Source organism: Streptomyces sp. NBC_00250, from assembly GCF_036192275.1.
Taxonomy (GTDB): Bacteria; Actinomycetota; Actinomycetes; order Streptomycetales; family Streptomycetaceae; genus Streptomyces.
The window spans coordinates 7,615,203-7,632,533 of record NZ_CP108088.1 but is presented as its reverse complement, the minus strand read 5'-3'; the positions used below and the strand labels follow the sequence as shown (position 1 = coordinate 7,632,533).

The window sequence follows — 17,331 nt, the reverse complement described above, 5'->3', positions numbered from 1 at the left end:
CGGCCGGGGAATCCCCTGCTATCTGTGCCGTATGACCACCGAGTACACCGCCGACGCCACCGACTGGCGCATTCTCCAGGCCCTCCAGTCCGAGGGCCGCGCCAGTTTCGCCGAGCTCGCCCGTACCGTGTCGATGTCGCCGTCCGCGGTGACCGAGCGGGTGCGGCGCCTGGAGGAGGCCGGGGTGATCACCGGGTACGCGGCGATCGTCGACCAGGACCGGCTCGGGCTGCCGATCCTCGCCTTCGTACGGCTCCGCTATCCGCACGGCAACTACAAGCCGTTCCACGATCTGCTCGACACCACGCCGGAGGTCCTGGAGGCGCACCACGTCACCGGCGACGACTGTTTCGTCCTCAAGGTCGCCGCGCGGTCGATGAAGCACCTGGAGGCGATCTCCGGGAAGATCGCCACACTCGGCTCCGTGACGACGAGCGTCGTCTACTCCTCGCCGCTCCCCCGGCGTTCACTCAGCCGCTGAGGGCGCGACCGCCCGCTCCTGAGCCGCCGGGAGTCACACCGCACGGGCCTCAGCCGCTGAGCGCGTCCGCGCCGGTGCGCAGCCGTACCGCCGAGCCCTGCCGCGCCTTGACGACCTCCAGCTGGGCCGGGATCCGGCGGCGCAGATCGCCGACGTGACTGACGATGCCGACGCTGCGGTCGCGTTCGCGCAGTGAGTCGAGGACGTCGAGGACCTCGTCGAGCGTCTGCTCGTCGAGGCTGCCGAAGCCCTCGTCGATGAAGAGCGTGTCGAGCCGTACGCCCCCCGCCTCGTCCGTGACGACGTCGGCGAGGCCGAGGGCGAGCGCGAGGGAGGCGAAGAAGGTCTCGCCGCCGGAGAGCGTGGCGGTGTCGCGCTCGTTGCCGGTCCAGGCGTCGACGACGTGCAGGCCGAGGCCGGCCCGCTTGCCGCCGGAGCGCGCGTCGGAGTGGACGAGGGTGTAGCGGCCGGAGGACATCCGCTGGAGGCGCGCGGTCGCGGCGGCCGCGACCTGTTCGAGGCGGGCGGCCAGGACGTACGACTCCAGGCGCATCCGGCGCTCGTTCTCGGCGGAGGTGCCGGCGGTGAGTGCGGCGAGGCGGGCCACCCGGTCGTACTCCTCGCGGAGCGGACCCAGGCGGCGGACCTCGGTGAGGGCCTGCCGGGAGAGTCCGGCGAGGCCGGTGGCGCGTTCGCGGGCGGCGGCCAGGACGGCGTCGGCCTCGCGGAGCGCGCGTTCGGCCGCCGTGTGGGCGGCCCCGACCGCGGCCGGGTCGGCGGGCGGAAGGGCGGCGGCGGCCGCGGTGCCGGGCTCGGCGAGCCGGTCCGCGACGGCGGCGGCCTCGGCCTGCCAGGCGTCCACGCGGTGCTGGTGGTCCCGGCGCTCGCCCTCGCGGAGGAGTGCGGCGGCGGCCTCGGCGGGGGTGGTGAAGCCCGCGCGGTAGGCCGCGTCGGCGAGCCGGTCGTCGGCCTCCTTGAGGTGCTGGGCGGCGAGTTCGGCGGTGCGTACGGCGCCGGTGGCGTCGACCAGGAGGCCGATCCGCCGTTCGAGGAGGGTGGCGTGTTCGGCCACGGTGGCGAACGCGCCGCGTCCCCGGGTCAGTTCCTCGTCGAGGGCGAGCTGTTCGCGGTCGAGGGCCTCGCGCCGCGAGGTCCGCGCGGCGACCCGCCGCTCGGCCTCCCGCTGCGCGCCGACCCGCTTCTCGTGCTCCCGCTCGGCCCGCGCGAGCGTCTCCCGCGCGCCGTGGGTCTGTCCGGCGAGCGCGTGCGCCTCGGCATGGAGGCGGGTCAACTCTTCGACTTCGAGAGCGAGTTCGCCGACGGTCGGCTCGGACGAACCGGCCGGGGCGCCCGCCTGGACCTCGGCGCGGGCCGTGGACCAGGACTCGTGGGTGACGGCCAAGTCGCGTTCGGCGGACGTACGGGTCTCCTCGGCGCGGGTGTAGGAGGCGTAGGCGGCGTCCTCGGTGGCCCGGTCGACATGGTCGGCGCCGGTGCGGGCGGGGGCCGGGTGGGCGGTCGAGCCGCAGACCTGGCAGGGGTCGCCCGGGGCGAGGGTGACCGCGAGTTCGGCGGCGATGCCCTCCAGGCGCCGTGACTTGACGTCCAGCCAGCTCTCGTGGGCGGTGTTGCGTCGTTCCCGTGCGTCCGCGAGGCGCGCCTCGGCCGCCCGGGTGTCCTCGGCGAGGGCGTCACGGCGGCGGGCCGCGTCGAACCGGCGGCGGGCGGGATCGAGGCGGCCCGCGAGGTGCTCCGCCCGGGCGGCGGCGTCCCGGGCGGCCTCGACGTGCTCGGTGAGCGCCGTCCGGCGCGGTCCCCAGCCGGCGAGCCAGTCGGAGGCGTCCCGGAGGACGTCGCCGTCGGCGCGCGCCTCGCGCACGAGGACGGCGCGTTCCCCGGCGATCGCGGCGGCGCGGCGCTCGGCGCGACGGGCCGCCTCCAGGCCTCCGAGTTCCTCGCGCAGCCGGCGTTCGAGGGCCGAGAGCTGCTCGGCCCCGGCGTCGGCGAGATCCGGGGGCAGCTGGGCGCGGGCGCGTTCGCGGGCGGCGTGCGCGGTCGAACGCTCGCGCTCGGCGTCCTGGCGCAGTCCCAGCGCGGGGGCCACCCGGTCCGCCTTCAGACTGCGGTCGAGGGCGGCCTGGAGCCGGTCCTTCTCCGGCGCGTGGGCGGTGAGCCGCTCCTGCCGCAGGAGCGCGTCGGCGTGCCGGGCCTGGCGGGCGGCCAGGTCGTTCTCGGCGTCGAGGGCGGCGCGCGCCGCGCCCTGCCGGGTCTCAGCGGCTTCGAGCCGTACGCGCGCGATGTCGAGGGCCTCGCGGGCCTCCGTACGGGCGACGGCGGCCCAGGTGAGGACCGTGTCGGCGAGGCCGGGGTCGCCGGGCCGCCCCTCGACGGAGGTACGGGCGACGGCGAGGCCCCCGGCGGCCTGACCCATCCGGTGGGCGAGTGCGAGGAGCCGCTCGTCGCCGTCCTCGACCTGCTGCTGAGCGGTCCGCCGCAGGTCGGCCAGGCGCTCTTCGACGGCGGCGAAGCGGCGGGTGTCGAAGAGGCGGCCGAGGAGCTTGCCGCGGGCCTCGGCGTCGGCACGGAGGAAGCGGGCGAAGTCGCCCTGCGGGAGGAGGACGACCTGACAGAACTGCTCGCGGCTCATGCCGACGAGCTGGGTGATCTCCTCCCCCACCTCCTGGTGGGAGCGGCTCAGGCCGTTCCACGCGCGCGTGGCGGGGTCGTACTCGCGCAGCCAGGTCTGGGCCTTCTCGGTGGTGAAGCCGCCGCCGCGCTTCTTGGGCCGCTGCTGGGCCGGGCGCCGGGTGATCTCCAGGCGCCGGTCCCCCACGGTGAGTTCGAGGACGACCTCGGTGGACGTGCCGACAGGGGCGTGGTCGCTCCGCAGGGAGCCGCCCGGAGTCTGGCGGACGCCGGGCACGCTCCCGTACAGGGCGAAGCAGACCGCGTCGAGGACGGAGGTCTTGCCGGCGCCGGTCGGCCCGTGGAGGAGGAAGAGCCCGGCGGAGGAGAGGGCGTCGAAGTCGACGGTCTGCGTGCCGCCGAAGGGGCCGAACGCGGTGATCTCCAGTCGGTGCAGCCTCACCGGCCCACCTCGCGCTCGGCGGTGTCGACCCGTACGTCGTCGAAGGCGCCGTACAGGACCGTCCGCTCGGCCCCGTCGAGGGCCGCGCCGGCGCGCACATGGGCCACGAAGTCCTCCGCGATCTGCTGGTCGGTGCGGTCCCGGAGCCGCTGGGCGTAGGAGGCGCCGGGGTCGTCCCCGGTGCGCTCGGGGTCGAAGACCAGGCTCAGGGTGTGCGGGAAGCGTTCGGTGAGCCGGGCCATGGGCTCGGCGGGGCGCACGGGGTCGGTGAGCGTGGCCTCGACCCAGGACTGCTCGTGGGGGGTGAGCGCGGGGTCGGCGAGGAGGTCGTCGAGCCGCCCCCGGATCCGGCCGAGGGGGCGCGGGACGGGGCAGTCGAGCCGTTCGGCGCCGGTGATCGCCCCGTCGGGGCCGGTGGGGCCCAGCTCGACGAGCCACATCGTCTTGCGGTGGTCGGCCTCGGAGAAGGAGTAGGCGAGGGGGGAGCCGGAGTAACGCACCCGGGGGGTGAGGGTCTGGCTGCCGTGCAGGTGCCCGAGGGCCACGTAGTCGACGCCGTCGAAGATCCCGGTGGGGACGGCGGCGACGCCGCCGACGGTGATGTCCCGCTCGCTGTCGCTGGGCGCGCCGCCGGCGACGAAGGCGTGGGCGAGGACCACGGAACGGGTTCCGGCGGGGCGTCCGGCGAGGTCGGCGCGGACCCGGTCCATCGCGGCGGCGAGCACGGCCTCGTGCCCGGCCTTCTCGGCGCCGAGCTGTTCCCGGACGAGGGCCGGTTCGAGGTAGGGCAGGCCGTACAGGGCGATGTCGCCGTGGGCGTCGGTGAGGACGACGGGGGTGCCGATTCCGGCCGGGTCGGTACGGAGATGGATACCGGCACGCTCCATGAGTCCGGCGCCGACGCCGAGGCGTCGGGCCGAGTCGTGGTTGCCGGAGATCATGATCGTGGGCACCCCGGCCTCGGCGAGGCGGTGCAGGGCGGTGTCGAACAGCTCGACGGCGGGGAGCGGGGGCACGGCCCGGTCGTAGACGTCACCGGCGACGAGGACGGCGTCCACCCGGTGCGCGTGGACGGTCGCGACGAGGTGGTCGAGGAAGGCGGTCTGGGCTTCGAGGAGACCGACGCGGTGGAAGGACCGGCCCAGGTGCCAGTCCGAGGTGTGCAGGAGCCTCACGATGCCGTCCCACCCCGCATGTGCGCCGCTCCTCGCCGCTGGTTCCCGTACGTGTGCGCCCACCACGCTATCCCGCCGGGGGGTGTGGTCGGGGCCGTACGGGACGGGAGGCCGGGGGGGTACGGGAGGGAGGCCGGGCGGTACGGGACGGGAGGCGGGGGCCGTACGCGCTTCGCCGTCGGAGGGCGCCGATCAGGCCTCGACCGTCACAGTTCAAGCGTCACAGTTCAGCGTCACAGTTCAAGCGTCACGCCTCAGGCGTCCCCGTACGCCTCGCCGCCGAGTTCGAACGAGGCCGTGCCCGCCGTGGCGTCCGCGAGCCAGGCGCGGAAGGCGGGGACGTCCGAGTCCGGGAGGCCGATCTCGATCGTGACGGCGTCGGTGTACCGCACGTCACGGACGGCGCGCCCGGTCGCCCGCAGGTCGTTCTCCAGCTTGCCGGCCCGCTGGTGGTCGACGGTGACGGTGGCCAGCCGGAAGCGCTGCCGGGTCACCGTGCCGAGCGCGTCGAGGGCCTCGCCGACCACCCCGCCGTACGCGCGGATGAGGCCGCCCGCGCCGAGCTTCACACCGCCGTAGTAGCGGGTCACGACGGCGACGACGTACCGCATCTCGCGGCGCAGGAGCATCTGCAGCATCGGGACGCCGGCCGTGCCGCCGGGCTCTCCGTCGTCACTCGCCTTCTGCACGGACGCGTCGGCTCCGAGGACGTAGGCGAAGCAGTTGTGGCTGGCGGTCGGGTGCTCCTTGCGGATGCGCGCGACGAACTCCTGCGCCTCCCGCTCGTCGGCGACGGGTGCGAGCGCGCAGAGGAAGCGCGAGCGGTTGATCTCGGTCTCGTGCACGCCCTCGTGGGCCGGCGTGCGGTACTGCTCCTGCATCCGCCCAGCCTACGTTCCGTGGGCCCGTGCCACTCCGGCGGCCGACGAGACCCCTAGCTCCTGTCGGCCTCGCGCTCCCCGGCGGCCGGTTCGGGCGGGGTGGCGAGCCCGGCGTACGGCAGGGCGCGCAGGGCCAGGGCCCAGCCGAGGCGGGCCTCGCCCGACTCGCTGGAGCGGCCGGTGAGCTCGGAGATGCGGCCGATGCGGTTGAGGACGGTGTTGCGGTGGCAGTAGAGCTGGTCGGCTGCCCGGGAGGCCGAGCAGCCGTGGTCGAGCCAGGCACGGAGGGTGGTGAGGAGCGCGGCGCGTTCGCCGCCGGTGGCGAGGACCGGGCCGAGGTGGACGGTCACGATGCGCTCGGCGATGTCGGTGCGCCCGCTGAGCAGCACCTGGGCGAGCCGGTCGTCGAAGACGCCGACCTCGCCGCTGCCGGCGGGGAGGGTACGGAGGGTCTGCTCGGCGAGCCGCAGGGCGCGCCCCGCCTGGGAGAGGCGCTCGAACTCCGGCGAGACCCCGGCGGTGGCCCCGGTCCGCTCGCGCAGTGCCGCGAGCAGCGCGCGCGTGGCGGGGTCGGCTCCGCCGCCCGGACGGGCCGAGGGAGTCCGCCCGGGGGGCGCGTCGCGGCGGGGCAGCCGGACGATGCCGGCGTACCGGCCGGAGCGGGGCCGCCAGTACGACCACATGCCCTGGGCCTCCAGGACCGGCGAGGGGTGCGGCGGGGCGGCGGGGTCCTGGGCGGCGACCACGACGACGTACCGGTCGACCGGAGGGACGCCGAGCGCGGCCGCGGCGGCCGAGGCGACGGCGGGGTCGTCGGCGCGGCCGTCGAGCAGCGCCTCGAAGAGGGCGACGCGCCGGGTGTCCTGGCGGCTCTGGAGTTCCAGCTGGGCGATCCGGTACGCGTCGGCCATCGCGACCGAGAAGCGGTCGATGGTCTCCCAGACGCCGCTCGCCATGTCGAGCTCGATGTCCCGGCTGTCGGATTCGCGCCCGGCCCGGACCCTGAGGTACTCGGCCATGACCTGCCAGAGGACCCGGCCGCCGCGCCGGTAGGCCTGGAGCACGGTGTCCAGGGGCACCCCCTGTTCGGCGCGGCGGCGGCCGGTCTCGCGGGCCGCCCACTCGAAGTCGCCGCCGGTCGGGGCGAGGCCGCCGAAGTCCTCCAGGGCGCGCAGCAGGTTGTCGCGGCAGATCTCCCAGAGGTCCTCACGGGTGACGGGCGCGCCGGACGCGTACGTACCGGAGTGGGCGCGGATGTCGTCGACGGCACGGTCTGTGAGCCGGTCGACGTCGGCGAGCATCGTCGTGGCGAGGGCGCGGCGCAGCGCGCCGGAGCCACCGGTGCCGCCGGAACCGCTCAGCGGAGTGTGGGCTCCGCCGGAGCCGCCGGTGGAACCCAGCGGGGTGCGGGGCCCGCCGGAGCCGCCCGCGCGGCCCTGGGAGGTGCGGCTTCCGCCGGAGTGTGCCCCCGGGGGCTCGCCGGGTGCGGCCGAGCTGTGCGTCATGGCTCGCACGGTAGCTCCGCAATTTGGCGAATGCCACGGGTCGGGCGCGACGGCGGGGCCACTGCCCAGCTCGCCGGCCCACATGGTGGGCACCTGCACATGGCGTCCGGGCGGGGTCGCGGCGGATTCTGGGCCGTGTCACCGATCGTCAACAGAGCTGTTGACTCCGCGTACCTGGAGCGTGCCATGTCACTGAGCGTCGCCGGCGTCCTCGGCGAGTCCGCCCGCCACTTCCCCGACCGGATCGCGGTCGTGGAGGGCGCGGCCCGGCTCACCTACGGGGAGCTGTGGACGGAGGCGCTGCGCTGCGCCGCCGGGCTGCGCGAGGCCGGGGTGAAGCCGGGCGACCGGATCGCCGTGCTGCTGCCGAACACCATCGAGTTCCTCCGGGTGTACTACGGGGCGCTCGCGGCCGGCGCGACGGTCGTCCCGGTGCACGCCCTGCTCGTCGCCGACGAGGTGCGGTACGTCCTGGAGCACAGCGGCGCCGTGGGCATCGTGAGCGGCGGTCCGCTGTGGGCGGTCGCCGACGAGGCGGCGCGCGCGGCCGGGGTGCGCGCCTTCCAGGGGGCGCCCTCGGCGGCGGAGCCGCTGGCCGCCGCCGAGCCGGCCGAGCCCTCGGACACGGCGGTGATCCTCTATACGAGCGGGACGACGGGCCGGCCGAAGGGGGCCCTGCTCACCCATCTCAACATCGTCATGAACGCGTCGGTGACCTCGCAGGACCTGCTCGGTCTCGGCGCGGGCGACGTGGTCCTCGGCTGTCTGCCGCTCTTCCACAGCTACGGCCAGACCTGCGCGATGAACGGGACGCTCCGGCAGGGCGCGACGCTCGTGCTGATGCCCCGGTTCAGCGGTCCGGCCGCCCTGCGGGTGCTCGCCGACGAAGGTGTGACGGTCTTCATGGGCGTACCGACGATGTACCACGCCCTGGTGGAGGCGGCGGCCGGGTCCGACGCACGGCCGGAGGCCCTGCGGACCGCCGTGTCGGGCGGCGCGGCGCTTCCGGTCGCCGTCCTGGAGCGCTTCGAGGAGACCTTCCGCACGCAGGTCCTGGAGGGGTACGGCCTGACGGAGACCTCACCGGTCGCGACCTTCAACCAGCCGCACATCGGCCGTCGGCCCGGCACGGTCGGGCACCCGGTCTGGGGTGTCGAGGTGGGCATCGCGGACGCGGCCGTGGACGCCGGGATCCTGCTGCTCGCGGACGGGGAGACCGGGGAGGTCGTGGTGCGCGGGCACAACGTGTTCGCCGGCTACCTCGACGATCCGGGGGCGACGGCGGCGGCGGTCGTCGACGGCTGGTTCCGCACGGGTGACCTGGGCGTACGGGACGAGGACGGTTTCCTGCGGATCGTGGACCGGAAGAAGGACCTGGTCATCCGGGGCGGCTTCAACATCTACCCGCGCGAGGTCGAGGAGGTGCTCGTGCGCCACCCCTCGGTCTCGGAGGTCGCGGTGATCGGGGTCCCCGACGAGGCGAAGGGCGAGGAGGTGTGCGCGGTCGTCGTACGCCGGAAGGGCGCGGCGCCGCTCGCCGAGGAGGAGCTCGTCGACTGGTCGCGCGAGCGCCTCGGCCGCCACAAGTACCCCCGGATCGTGCGGTTCGTCGAGGAGCTGCCGCTGGGCCCGACCGGCAAGGTCCTGAAGCGCGCGCTCGTGGCGCAGTCGCAGGCGTGGACGCGGCCACGGCCGTAGCCGTATCCGTAGACCTGCATGACCGGCAGTCGGAGGAAGGGTGGCATCGATGACGGAGCGGGGACCTGAGGTCCGCACGCGGTACGGAGCGCTGCGGGGCCGTCTGGAGGACGGCGTGGCCGCCTTCCTGGGGGTGCCCTACGCACAGGCCCCGGTGGGCCCGCTGCGGTTCCGCGCGCCGGAACCGGTCGAGCCCTGGGACGGGGTCCGGGAGGCCACGGCCTTCGGTCCGACGGCGCCGAAGCGCCCGTACGCCCCGCCGCTCGACGCCCTGCTCCCCGACCCGGACGTCGCGGGCGACGACTGCCTCAACCTGAACGTGTGGGCGCCGTGGGGGGACGGACCGGAGTCCGCTGAGGACGGCGGACGCCCGGTGATGGTCTGGATCCACGGTGGTTCGCTGATCCACGGCTCCTCGGCGGTCCCCGTCTACGACGGCACCGCCTTCGCGCGGGACGGGGTCGTCCTCGTCTCGGTCAACTACAGGCTGGGAATCGAGGGTTTCGGGGTCTTCCCCGACGCTCCCGGCAACCTCGGCCTGCGCGACCAGATCGCAGCGCTGACCTGGGTGCGGGACACCGTCGCGGAGTTCGGCGGGGACCCGGAGCGGGTGACGGTGTTCGGCGAGTCGGCGGGTGCGATCTCGATCGCCGCGCTGCTCGCCTCGCCGCCGGCGAAGGGGCTGTTCCGGCGGGCGGTGGTGCAGAGCGGGGCTCCGATCGCGCAGCCCCTCGACAAGGCCCGCCGGGCCACCGAAGCGGTGGCCGCCCGGCTCGAGGTGCCGGCCACGGCGGAGGCCTTCGCGCGCGTGGACAGGGAAGAGCTGCTCGGGGCGCAGACGGAGGTGACCGGCAAGGGCTCGCCGCTGACCGGCGGGCACTCCTTCCAGATCGTCGTCGACGGCGAGGTGGTGCCGCGCGATCCGGCGCAGGCGCTCGCGGACGGCGCCTCGGCCGAGGTGGACCTGCTGATGGGCACGACCACGGAGGAGTACCGGCTGTGGTTCGTGCCGAGCGGGGTCACGGACAGGGTGGGTCCCCTGGTCCAGCGGCTCCTGCTGTGGAAGGCGAAGGTGCCGGCCCGGGCGGCCCGGGTGTACCGCGCGGGCCGCCCGCAGGAGAAGCCGGGCGAGATCCTGGGCGCGCTCGCCACGGACAAGCTGCTGCGGATCCCGCTGAACACCCTCGCGGACGCCCGGCTGCGCTCCGGCGCGCGGGCGGGAACGTACATGTACGAGTTCGGCTGGCGCTCCCCCGTACTCGGCCTCGGTGCCTGTCACGCGCTGGAACTCGGCTTCGTCTTCGACACGCTGGACCTGCCGGAGACGCGCGCCCTGACGGGTTCGGACGCGCCCGGCGACCTGGCGGCGGCGATGCACGCGGCCTGGGTGTCCTTCGCCGCGACGGGCGACCCGGGCTGGCGGACCTGGGACCCGGCCCGTCCGGTGATGACCTTCGGCCCGGGTGTCCCGTCCCTGATCGAGGCGCCGCGGGAGGCCGAACGGCGCGCCTGGGACGTCTGAGGCCGCCGGCGGGAATCAGGTCAGGTGGTGGCCCGTTGACGAGGATGACGGGCCACATCGAAGAGAGGCAGCGAGCGCGATGAGCGTCGAGACCACGACCGCCGAACCGACCGGCTACTCCGCGGAGGAGACGGTACGGCGGATCCTCACGTCCACGGGCGACACCTGGGCGGTGGTCGGCCTGTCCACGAACCAGGCACGGGCCGCGTACGGAGTGGCGGCCGTCCTCCAGCGCTTCGGGAAGCGGATCGTCCCGGTCCACCCGAAGGCGGAGACCGTGCACGGCGAGCAGGGCTACGCGTCCCTCGCCGACATCCCCTTCCCGGTCGACGTCGTCGACGTGTTCGTCAACGGCGAGCAGGCGGGCGGGATCGCCGACGAGGCGGTCGCGATCGGCGCGAAGGCGGTCTGGTTCCAGCTGGACGTCATCGACGAGTCCGCCTTCGCCCGTACGCGCGCGGCGGGCCTGGACATGGTCATGGACCGCTGCCCCGCGATCGAGATCCCGCGCCTGGGCTGAGGCCCTCGCGGGATCCTCAGCCGACCGGGACGCCGAGCCCCTCCAGGACGACCGCCCCCGGCAGTTGGGCGAAGGCCTTCCCCGGCAGGATCAGCTTGCCGCGCCTGCGGCCGCTGCCGACCAGGACCCACGCGGTGTCGACCACGGCGGCGTCCACGAGCAGGGGCCAGTCGGCCGGGAGGCCGATGGGGGTGATGCCGCCGTACTCCATGCCGGTCTCGCCGGTCGCGGTGTCCATCGGCGCGAACGAGGCCTTCCGGGCACCGAGGTGCTTGCGTACGACCCCGTTGACGTCGACCCTGGTCGCCGACTTCACCACGCACGCGGCCAGGGTCGTCGTCTCGCCGCGCTTGCCCGCGACGACCACGCAGTTGGCGGAGTCGTCGAGCAGCGCGGGCCCGTAGTGCTCCACGAAGACGGCGGTGTCGGCGATGGCCGGGTCGGTGTCCACGTACAGCAGCTGATCGGCCGGTACGGGCCCGGTCCAGGCCCGGACGGCCGCGGCGACGGGGCCGGTCAGCAGGTCGAGGCAGTCGGGGGCGGGCCGGACGTCGTCGAAGTCTCCGATGGGTGCGCGCATGCGCCTCACGCTAACAACCACCGCTCGGTGCGCGGCCGATCGTCTCAGCGTACGGGCGGGCAGCGGTACGGGCAGGGCGTCGGCGTACGGACGGGACGCAGGCGGCCGTCGTCAGCGTACGGGCGGGATGGAGACGGCCATCGTCATCGCGGCGGGCTCGTCGCCGTCGTTGCGGTACTCGTGCGCCGTGTTGGCCTCGAAGACGGCGGAGGTGCCGGCCGGCAGGGTGTGCTCCTCGCCGTCGACGACCAGGGTGAGGACTCCGGCCGTGACGTTGAGCAGCTCGACCGTTCCGTCGGGGTGGGGGTCGGAGGCGCTGCCGTCGCCCGGCATGAGCGTCCAGGACCACAACTCCAGGGGGCCGCGGGCCTCGGTGCCGACGAGGAGCGTGGTGTGGCTGCCGGTGGAGGTGGACCACATGCGGACGGCCTGGTCCTGCGGGACGATCCGGACCTGGGGGCCTTGCTCGTAGTCGAGCAGGGTGGTGATGGAGACGCCGAGGGCGTCGGCGAGCTTGACCGTGGTGCCGACGCTCGGGTTCGTCCGGGCCTGCTCGATCTGGATGATCATGCCGCGACTGACGCCCGCCCGTGCGGCGAGGGCGTCCAGGGTGAGTCCCCGCTCCTTGCGCCAGCGCTTCAGGTTCCGGGCGAGCGACTGCGTGAGCTGATCGAGGTCCGACACATTCCGTCCAATATTTTGGATGACAGAGTTCAATGAACTGAACTACGGTGAGGTGTACCCGATTGTTCACTGCACTGTACTGCCGTCCGTGACTGTGAGGACCCATGACCGCCCTGTTCGCCCTGGCCACCAGCCTTCTGTGGGGCCTCGCCGACTTCGGCGGCGGGCTCCTCACGCGCCGCATCCCGGCCCTCACGGTCGTGGTGGTCTCCCAGCTCCTCGCCGTCGTCGTCCTCGGCGGCATCGTCCTCGCGACCGGCGCCTGGACCGAGGCGGGGCCGCAGCTCTGGTACGCGGTCGGGGCCGGCGTCGTCGGCCCGGCGGCCATGCTCGCCTTCTACAAGGCGCTCGCGCTCGGCCCGATGGGCGTGGTCTCCCCGCTCGGCTCGCTCGGCGTCGTCGTCCCCGTCTCGGTCGGCCTCCTCGTCGGCGACCGGCCCGGCCTCGTGCAGTTCGCCGGGATCGGCGTGGCGATCCTCGGCGTGGTCCTCGCCGGCGGGCCGGAGCTGCGCGGCGCGCCCGTCCAGCGCCAGGCCGTCCTGCTCACCCTGGTCGCGGCCTTCGGCTTCGGCTCGGTGATGGCGCTGATCGCCGAGGCCTCCACGACGGTCACCGGCCTCTTCCTCGCGCTGTTCGTCCAGCGGGTCACCAACGTCCTGGTGGGCGGCGGCGCGCTGTACGCCTCGGTGAAGCGGGGCGGCCGGGCCCTCCCCGAGGGCGGCCCGCAGGTGATCCGCGCGGCCCTCCCGGCCCTCGCGTTCGTCGGCCTCGCCGACGTCGCCGCGAACGGTACGTACGCGATCGCGGCCCAGCAGGGCCCGGTCACCGTCGCCGCCGTCCTCGCCAGCCTCTACCCGGTGGTCACGGCGCTCGCGGCGTACGGCGTCCTCAAGGAACGCCTGCGCGCCGTCCAGGCGGCGGGCGCGGGCCTGGCCCTGGTGGGCACGGTCCTGCTCGCGACCGGCTAGACCCCGCTCCGCCGGACAGGCCACGGCGTCGCGGGGGGCCACCGGGGCGGTCGCGGGGGCTCAGCCCGCCCGCTCGACCTCCCACTTGGCGAGCGCCGCGAGCTGTTCCGACGTCACGTGCTCCGGGATCGGGACCGGGGCGGGGGTCCGCAGCGGCGGCTGCCAGCCCTTCTCCGGGTCCCAGCTCCGTACGACCCTGGCCGGGGCGCCGGCGACCACAGAATGGTCCGGCACCTCGCCGCGTACGACCGCGCCGGCCGCGACGACCACGTTCCGGCCGAGCCGGGCGCCGGGGAGGATCACCGCGCCGGTGCCGAGCCAGCAGCCGGGGCCGATGGAGACCGGTTCCGAGCGGGGCCACTGGCGGCCGACCGGCTCGTCCGGGTCGTCGTAGCTGTGGTTGGTCGAGGTGATGTAGACGTACGGACCGCAGTACGTGTCCGAGCCGATGCTCACCTTCGCGTCGGCGATCACGTGACTGCCCCGGCCGAGGACGACCCCGTCGCCGAGCGTCAGCACCGTGTCCGCCCCGAGGTCCAGGCCCGGCAGCATTCCGGCCGTCAGCGTGACCTGCTCGGCGAGGATGCAGCACTCGCCGATCTCGATCCACCGCTCGCCGAAGACCGTGCCCTGCGGGAAGGCCAGCCGGGTGCCCGCGCCGAGCCGGCGGAAGCGGAGCTTCCCCGGGTGCTCGGCAGTGACGGAGCCGGTCTCCTGCACCCAGCGCCAACCGCCCTGTACGGCACGGTTGAGCATCCGGCGCCGCCAGGCGGCAAGGGACGAGAACGTGTTTCTGTTCCTGGGCACCCGGACACCGTAGTCGGCACCGTCGTGCCTGATCAGTGCGGTGCGCTGTGATGTCCGTCATGAGCACCGCATAGGCTGCGGCCGGGGGCACCCCCGGGCGTGACACGACGGCTGACGATCAGGAGCGAACCATGACAGAGGCGTTGATCAAGGGTGTGGGCGGCAAGGAGCCGCAGATCGACCCGACCGCCTTCACCGCCCCGACCTCCGTGGTGCTCGGCGAGGTGACGCTCGGCGCCCGCGCCAGCATCTGGTACCACACGGTGCTGCGCGCGGACTGCGGTCCCATCGCGATCGGCGAGGACTCCAACATCCAGGACAACTGCACCGTCCATGTCGACCCCGGTTTCCCCGTCTCGATCGGTGACCGCGTGACCGTCGGCCACAACGCCACCGTGCACGGCTGTGTCATCGAGGACGACGTGCTCGTCGGCATGGGCGCGACCGTCCTCAACGGTGCGCGGATCGGTGCCGGTTCACTGGTCGCCGCGCAGGCGCTCGTACCGCAGGGGATGGAGATCCCCCCGGGTTCGCTGGTCGCGGGCGTCCCGGCGAAGGTCCGCCGTCCGCTGACCGAGGAGGAGAAGGCGGGCATCCAGCTGAATGCCGAGATGTACCTGCTGCTCGCCAAGGGCCACGCCGAGGCGTTCGAGGACTGAGTCGAACGGCCCCGGTCGGCCACGTGGAGGAGGGCGGTACCCGTCGACGGGTACCGCCCTCCTCCACGTGCTTCCCGTGGTCAGTCCGCGACCGCGACCGGCTCCGCCTCGGGGGCGTCGGACCGCTCCGCCGCCGCCTTCTTCGCGCGGTTCTTGATGATCAGCATCGAGGCCACGCCGATCAGCACGGCGAGGACGAGCCCCAGCCACGAGAAGCGCTTGAGCCAGGCCTCGGCGACGATGCCGACCGAGTAGATGACGGCCGTCGTGCCGCCGGCCCACAGGATGCCGCCGAAGACGTTGGCGACGAGGAACTTCCAGTACGGCATGTGCAGCACGCCCGCGAGCGGCCCGGCGAAGATGCGGAGCAGGGCGATGAAGCGGCCGAAGAAGACCGCCCACATGCCCCACTTCTCGAAGGAGCGCTCGGCGAGCCCGATGTTGGCCTCGCTGAAGTGCTTGGGGAACTTCTTCCCCAGCCAGGCGAGCAACGGCCGGCCGCCCTTGCGGCCGATCGCGTAGCCGATCGAGTCACCGATGATCGCACCGGCGGTGGCGCAGGCGCCGAGCACGTACGGATTGATGTCACCGTGCTGCGAGGCGAGCAGCGCGGAACTCACGAGCACGATCTCGCCGGGCAGCGGGATGCCCAGGCTCTCCAGCCCGATCACCACCGCGACAAGGACGTAGACGGCGACCGCGGGGATCGTCTCCAGCCACTCCTGGACGTGCAACGCGGCTTCCTCCCGTTTCGACTGCTCTGCCGCGCCGGGCCCGTGGTCGGGGGCCGTGGCGCCGGCGTGCACCGCGGCGGGCACGCCGGGGCAGCCTACCCGGTCAGGGGGTACGCCCTCCGCCGTCGGCCGCCCGGAACGCGGCCGCCCCCGCACCCGGGACGGGATACGGGGGGCGGCTCGCGACGTCCGAGGTCGGGCGTGCGGGTCAGGCGTTCGGGCGCAGGGTCCAGACGACGGTCATCTCGCCGGTCACGGCGCCGTCCTCACGGGTGATCTCGATCCGCACCGGGAACTCCGGGCGCTCCCCCGCGTCGAGTTCGGCGACGACCTCGGCGGCCGGGCGGCCCAGGGTGGCGGTGGCCGTGACGATGCCCATGGCGAGCTTCTTGTAGCCGATCTCGGCCTTGACGGCGAGCGGTACGGCGCGGCTCAGCTGGTCCCCGAAGGCGGCGAGCACGATGGCGCCGCTGGCGGACTCGGCGAGCGTGAACATCGCTCCGGCGTGCGGGCCGCCGACGTGGTTGTGGTAGGCGGGCTGATCCGGCAGGCGCACGACGGCGCGCTCGGCGGTGGTCTCCAGGAACTCGAGGTTCAGGGTTCCGGCCATGGGGACCGTCGCGGCGAGCATCTCGCCGACGGTCATCTGGTCTGCGCTCATGGACCGTGATGTTACCCACGAGTAGCAGCCTTGGCCATACCCTCCCGCGCACCACGTCCGGGGGCGGACGTGGTCGAGCCGCCTCCGCACCTCTATGGTTACTGGCCATGTGGCCAGGACAGCAGCCGCCCGGGGGCGAGCAGAACCCGCAGGACCAGAATCAGAACCCCTACCAGCAGTCGGGGTACCAGCAGCAGCCGAACCCGTATCAGCAGCCGCCTGCCCAGCCCGGGTATCCGCAGCAGCCGCCGACACAGCCCGGCTACCCGCAGCAGCAGCCGACGCAGCCCGGCTACGGACAGCAGCCGCCCGCGCCGCCCGGATACCCGCAGCAGGGGTACGGACAGCAGCCGGGTTACGGCCAGTCGAACCCGTACCAGCAGCCGACCGTGGCGCAGCAGTACGCGGTGCCCGGACCGGGTCAGCCCGGCGGCCCCGACGACGGGAAGAAGAAGCAGACGACGCTCGTGGCGATCGTCGCCGCGACCGCCGTGGTCGTCGCGGCCGGCGTCACCGGCTTCCTGGTGCTCGGCAAGGACGACGACAAGAAGCAGGTCGCCGACGACCCGAAGCCGCCCGTGACCTCCGCTCCGGTGGACCCTTCCACCGACCCGTCGACGATCCCCTCGACGGACCCGAGCGACAGCCCGTCCGGGATCGACAACCCGCGCGACGGCGCCGCCCAGCAGCCGACGATCCCCGGCTGGAAGGTCGTCTACAACCCGAAGTACGGCACCCTCTTCGACGTACCGCCGGAGTGGGAGGTCCTGAAGCCGGGAATGATCACCTTCTTCGAGGACGAGAAGAAGAACGACGGCAGCCCGCTCGTCACCATGTCGTCGCCGACGCGCCTCAAGAGCGAGTGGTGCACGTACGACACCGACAAGAACGGCACCAACGAGACCTGGGGCCTGAGCACCGCCGGCACCAAGGGCGGCCAGGGCGCCAAGAACACCTCGGAGGCCGCGCGGAGCGAGGCCGGTACGTGGGTGTGGGGCGGCTACGCCCAGCACATGCCGCAGAGCACCATCAAGATCACCAAGCCCGTGGCGTACAAGACGAAGTCGGGTCTCACCGGCCACATGGCGACCGCTACGGCGCCTGGTGTGAAGAAGCGCAACAAGTGCGAGTCGGACGGCAAGTCGATCGCCTTCACCTTCAAGAACGCCAAGGGCGACTTCACGACCTGGGTGCTCTACGGGGCCGACGGCGTCAAGGACGAACTGCCGGACGCCACCATCAAGCAGATCCTCTCGACGGTCCGCCTCGCGCCGGCCTCCTGACCGTCCGACTGCCCCGACCGACCGGGCCCCGGCGCGTGGACGAACCACGCGCCGGGGCCCGGCCCGTCCGGCCACCGGCTTGCCC

The 17,331-nt window shown here is 73.9% G+C and carries 16 protein-coding genes; 7 read left to right on the top strand and 9 right to left on the bottom strand.

The genetic code is table 11. The features are described from left to right. Nucleotides 1-31: 31 nt before the first annotated feature. Nucleotides 32-481: an Lrp/AsnC family transcriptional regulator gene (locus OG259_RS34645; RefSeq protein ID WP_266902793.1), complete on the top strand. Its 450-nt coding sequence runs from the start codon at nucleotides 32-34 to the stop codon at nucleotides 479-481. A 49-nt stretch (nucleotides 482-530) separates the two neighbouring features. Here the strand turns inward: OG259_RS34645 and OG259_RS34640 are convergent, their stop codons facing one another. The 4 genes from OG259_RS34640 to OG259_RS34625 all read right to left on the bottom strand — a co-directional run bounded on the left by OG259_RS34640 (nucleotide 531) and on the right by OG259_RS34625 (nucleotide 7,130). Next, nucleotides 531-3,569 (bottom strand): SMC family ATPase, encoded by a 3,039-nt coding sequence (locus OG259_RS34640; protein WP_328945824.1) that lies wholly within the window; start codon nucleotides 3,567-3,569, stop codon nucleotides 531-533. Then, complete coding sequence (locus tag OG259_RS34635) at nucleotides 3,566-4,744, bottom strand: exonuclease SbcCD subunit D (protein WP_328945823.1); 1,179 nt, start codon at nucleotides 4,742-4,744, stop codon at nucleotides 3,566-3,568. The genes OG259_RS34640 and OG259_RS34635 overlap by 4 nt, the downstream gene beginning before the upstream one ends. A 254-nt stretch (nucleotides 4,745-4,998) precedes the next feature. Further along, the gene (locus OG259_RS34630; RefSeq protein ID WP_328945822.1) at nucleotides 4,999-5,625 is read right to left on the bottom strand and encodes a YigZ family protein; all 627 of its coding nucleotides are present in this window, start codon (nucleotides 5,623-5,625) and stop codon (nucleotides 4,999-5,001) included. 53 nt (nucleotides 5,626-5,678) lie between these two features. Then, nucleotides 5,679-7,130: a PucR family transcriptional regulator gene (locus OG259_RS34625; protein ID WP_328945821.1), complete on the bottom strand. Its 1,452-nt coding sequence runs from the start codon at nucleotides 7,128-7,130 to the stop codon at nucleotides 5,679-5,681. Between the two features lie 186 nt (nucleotides 7,131-7,316). On the opposite strand from OG259_RS34625, the gene OG259_RS34620 reads away from it, so the two are divergent. The 3 genes from OG259_RS34620 to OG259_RS34610 all read left to right on the top strand — a co-directional run bounded on the left by OG259_RS34620 (nucleotide 7,317) and on the right by OG259_RS34610 (nucleotide 10,870). Then, nucleotides 7,317-8,828 carry a long-chain-fatty-acid--CoA ligase gene (locus OG259_RS34620; RefSeq protein ID WP_328945820.1) on the top strand — a complete coding sequence of 504 codons (1,512 nt, stop codon included), beginning with the start codon at nucleotides 7,317-7,319 and terminating at the stop codon, nucleotides 8,826-8,828. 49 nt (nucleotides 8,829-8,877) lie between these two features. Next, nucleotides 8,878-10,350 carry a carboxylesterase/lipase family protein gene (locus tag OG259_RS34615; RefSeq protein ID WP_328945819.1) on the top strand — a complete coding sequence of 491 codons (1,473 nt, stop codon included), beginning with the start codon at nucleotides 8,878-8,880 and terminating at the stop codon, nucleotides 10,348-10,350. A gap of 79 nt (nucleotides 10,351-10,429) precedes the next feature. Further along, complete coding sequence (locus OG259_RS34610) at nucleotides 10,430-10,870, top strand: CoA-binding protein (RefSeq protein ID WP_328945818.1); 441 nt, start codon at nucleotides 10,430-10,432, stop codon at nucleotides 10,868-10,870. A 16-nt stretch (nucleotides 10,871-10,886) separates the two neighbouring features. Here OG259_RS34610 and OG259_RS34605 read toward each other — a convergent pair whose 3' ends face one another. Both OG259_RS34605 and OG259_RS34600 read right to left on the bottom strand, forming a co-directional pair. Beyond that, entirely contained in the window at nucleotides 10,887-11,450 is a 564-nt protein-coding gene (locus OG259_RS34605; RefSeq protein ID WP_328945817.1) for a YbaK/EbsC family protein, read from the bottom strand. Nucleotides 11,451-11,561: 111 nt separating this feature from the next. After that, nucleotides 11,562-12,134, bottom strand: coding sequence for a helix-turn-helix domain-containing protein (locus tag OG259_RS34600; RefSeq protein ID WP_328945816.1), 573 nt, complete (start codon nucleotides 12,132-12,134; stop codon nucleotides 11,562-11,564). A gap of 104 nt (nucleotides 12,135-12,238) precedes the next feature. Between OG259_RS34600 and OG259_RS34595 the strand changes: the two genes are divergently transcribed. Further along, a complete protein-coding gene (locus OG259_RS34595) occupies nucleotides 12,239-13,102 on the top strand; it encodes a DMT family transporter (RefSeq protein WP_328945815.1) in 864 nt (287 codons plus the stop codon). 60 nt (nucleotides 13,103-13,162) lie between these two features. Here the strand turns inward: OG259_RS34595 and OG259_RS34590 are convergent, their stop codons facing one another. Continuing rightward, nucleotides 13,163-13,909: an acyltransferase gene (locus OG259_RS34590; RefSeq protein ID WP_266902816.1), complete on the bottom strand. Its 747-nt coding sequence runs from the start codon at nucleotides 13,907-13,909 to the stop codon at nucleotides 13,163-13,165. Nucleotides 13,910-14,040: 131 nt separating this feature from the next. Here OG259_RS34590 and OG259_RS34585 point away from each other — a divergent pair, with 131 nt between their 5' ends. Beyond that, a complete protein-coding gene (locus tag OG259_RS34585; RefSeq protein ID WP_328945814.1) occupies nucleotides 14,041-14,568 on the top strand; it encodes a gamma carbonic anhydrase family protein in 528 nt (175 codons plus the stop codon). An 80-nt stretch (nucleotides 14,569-14,648) separates the two neighbouring features. Here OG259_RS34585 and OG259_RS34580 read toward each other — a convergent pair whose 3' ends face one another. Continuing rightward, nucleotides 14,649-15,302 (bottom strand): DedA family protein, encoded by a 654-nt coding sequence (locus tag OG259_RS34580; RefSeq protein ID WP_266903091.1) that lies wholly within the window; start codon nucleotides 15,300-15,302, stop codon nucleotides 14,649-14,651. A 208-nt stretch (nucleotides 15,303-15,510) separates the two neighbouring features. Then, nucleotides 15,511-15,948, bottom strand: coding sequence for a DUF4442 domain-containing protein (locus tag OG259_RS34575; RefSeq protein ID WP_266903093.1), 438 nt, complete (start codon nucleotides 15,946-15,948; stop codon nucleotides 15,511-15,513). Nucleotides 15,949-16,070: 122 nt separating this feature from the next. On the opposite strand from OG259_RS34575, the gene OG259_RS34570 reads away from it, so the two are divergent. After that, the gene (locus tag OG259_RS34570) at nucleotides 16,071-17,246 is read left to right on the top strand and encodes a hypothetical protein (protein WP_328945813.1); all 1,176 of its coding nucleotides are present in this window, start codon (nucleotides 16,071-16,073) and stop codon (nucleotides 17,244-17,246) included. The last annotated feature ends 85 nt before the right edge of the window (nucleotides 17,247-17,331 follow it).

What these genes read in the sequence shown, in the direction of transcription:
- OG259_RS34620 (WP_328945820.1), top strand. Translation starts at nt 7,317, where the DNA reads ATGTCACTGAGCGTCGCCGGCGTCCTCGGCGAGTCCGCCCGCCACTTC.
- OG259_RS34630 (WP_328945822.1), bottom strand. Translation starts at nt 5,625, where the DNA reads ATGCAGGAGCAGTACCGCACGCCGGCCCACGAGGGCGTGCACGAGACC.
- OG259_RS34585 (WP_328945814.1), top strand. Translation starts at nt 14,041, where the DNA reads ATGACAGAGGCGTTGATCAAGGGTGTGGGCGGCAAGGAGCCGCAGATC.
- OG259_RS34605 (WP_328945817.1), bottom strand. Translation starts at nt 11,450, where the DNA reads ATGCGCGCACCCATCGGAGACTTCGACGACGTCCGGCCCGCCCCCGAC.
- OG259_RS34575 (WP_266903093.1), bottom strand. Translation starts at nt 15,948, where the DNA reads ATGACCGTCGGCGAGATGCTCGCCGCGACGGTCCCCATGGCCGGAACC.
- OG259_RS34625 (WP_328945821.1), bottom strand. Translation starts at nt 7,130, where the DNA reads ATGACGCACAGCTCGGCCGCACCCGGCGAGCCCCCGGGGGCACACTCC.
- OG259_RS34595 (WP_328945815.1), top strand. Translation starts at nt 12,239, where the DNA reads ATGACCGCCCTGTTCGCCCTGGCCACCAGCCTTCTGTGGGGCCTCGCC.
- OG259_RS34610 (WP_328945818.1), top strand. Translation starts at nt 10,430, where the DNA reads ATGAGCGTCGAGACCACGACCGCCGAACCGACCGGCTACTCCGCGGAG.
- OG259_RS34645 (WP_266902793.1), top strand. Translation starts at nt 32, where the DNA reads ATGACCACCGAGTACACCGCCGACGCCACCGACTGGCGCATTCTCCAG.
- OG259_RS34615 (WP_328945819.1), top strand. Translation starts at nt 8,878, where the DNA reads ATGACGGAGCGGGGACCTGAGGTCCGCACGCGGTACGGAGCGCTGCGG.
- OG259_RS34570 (WP_328945813.1), top strand. Translation starts at nt 16,071, where the DNA reads ATGTGGCCAGGACAGCAGCCGCCCGGGGGCGAGCAGAACCCGCAGGAC.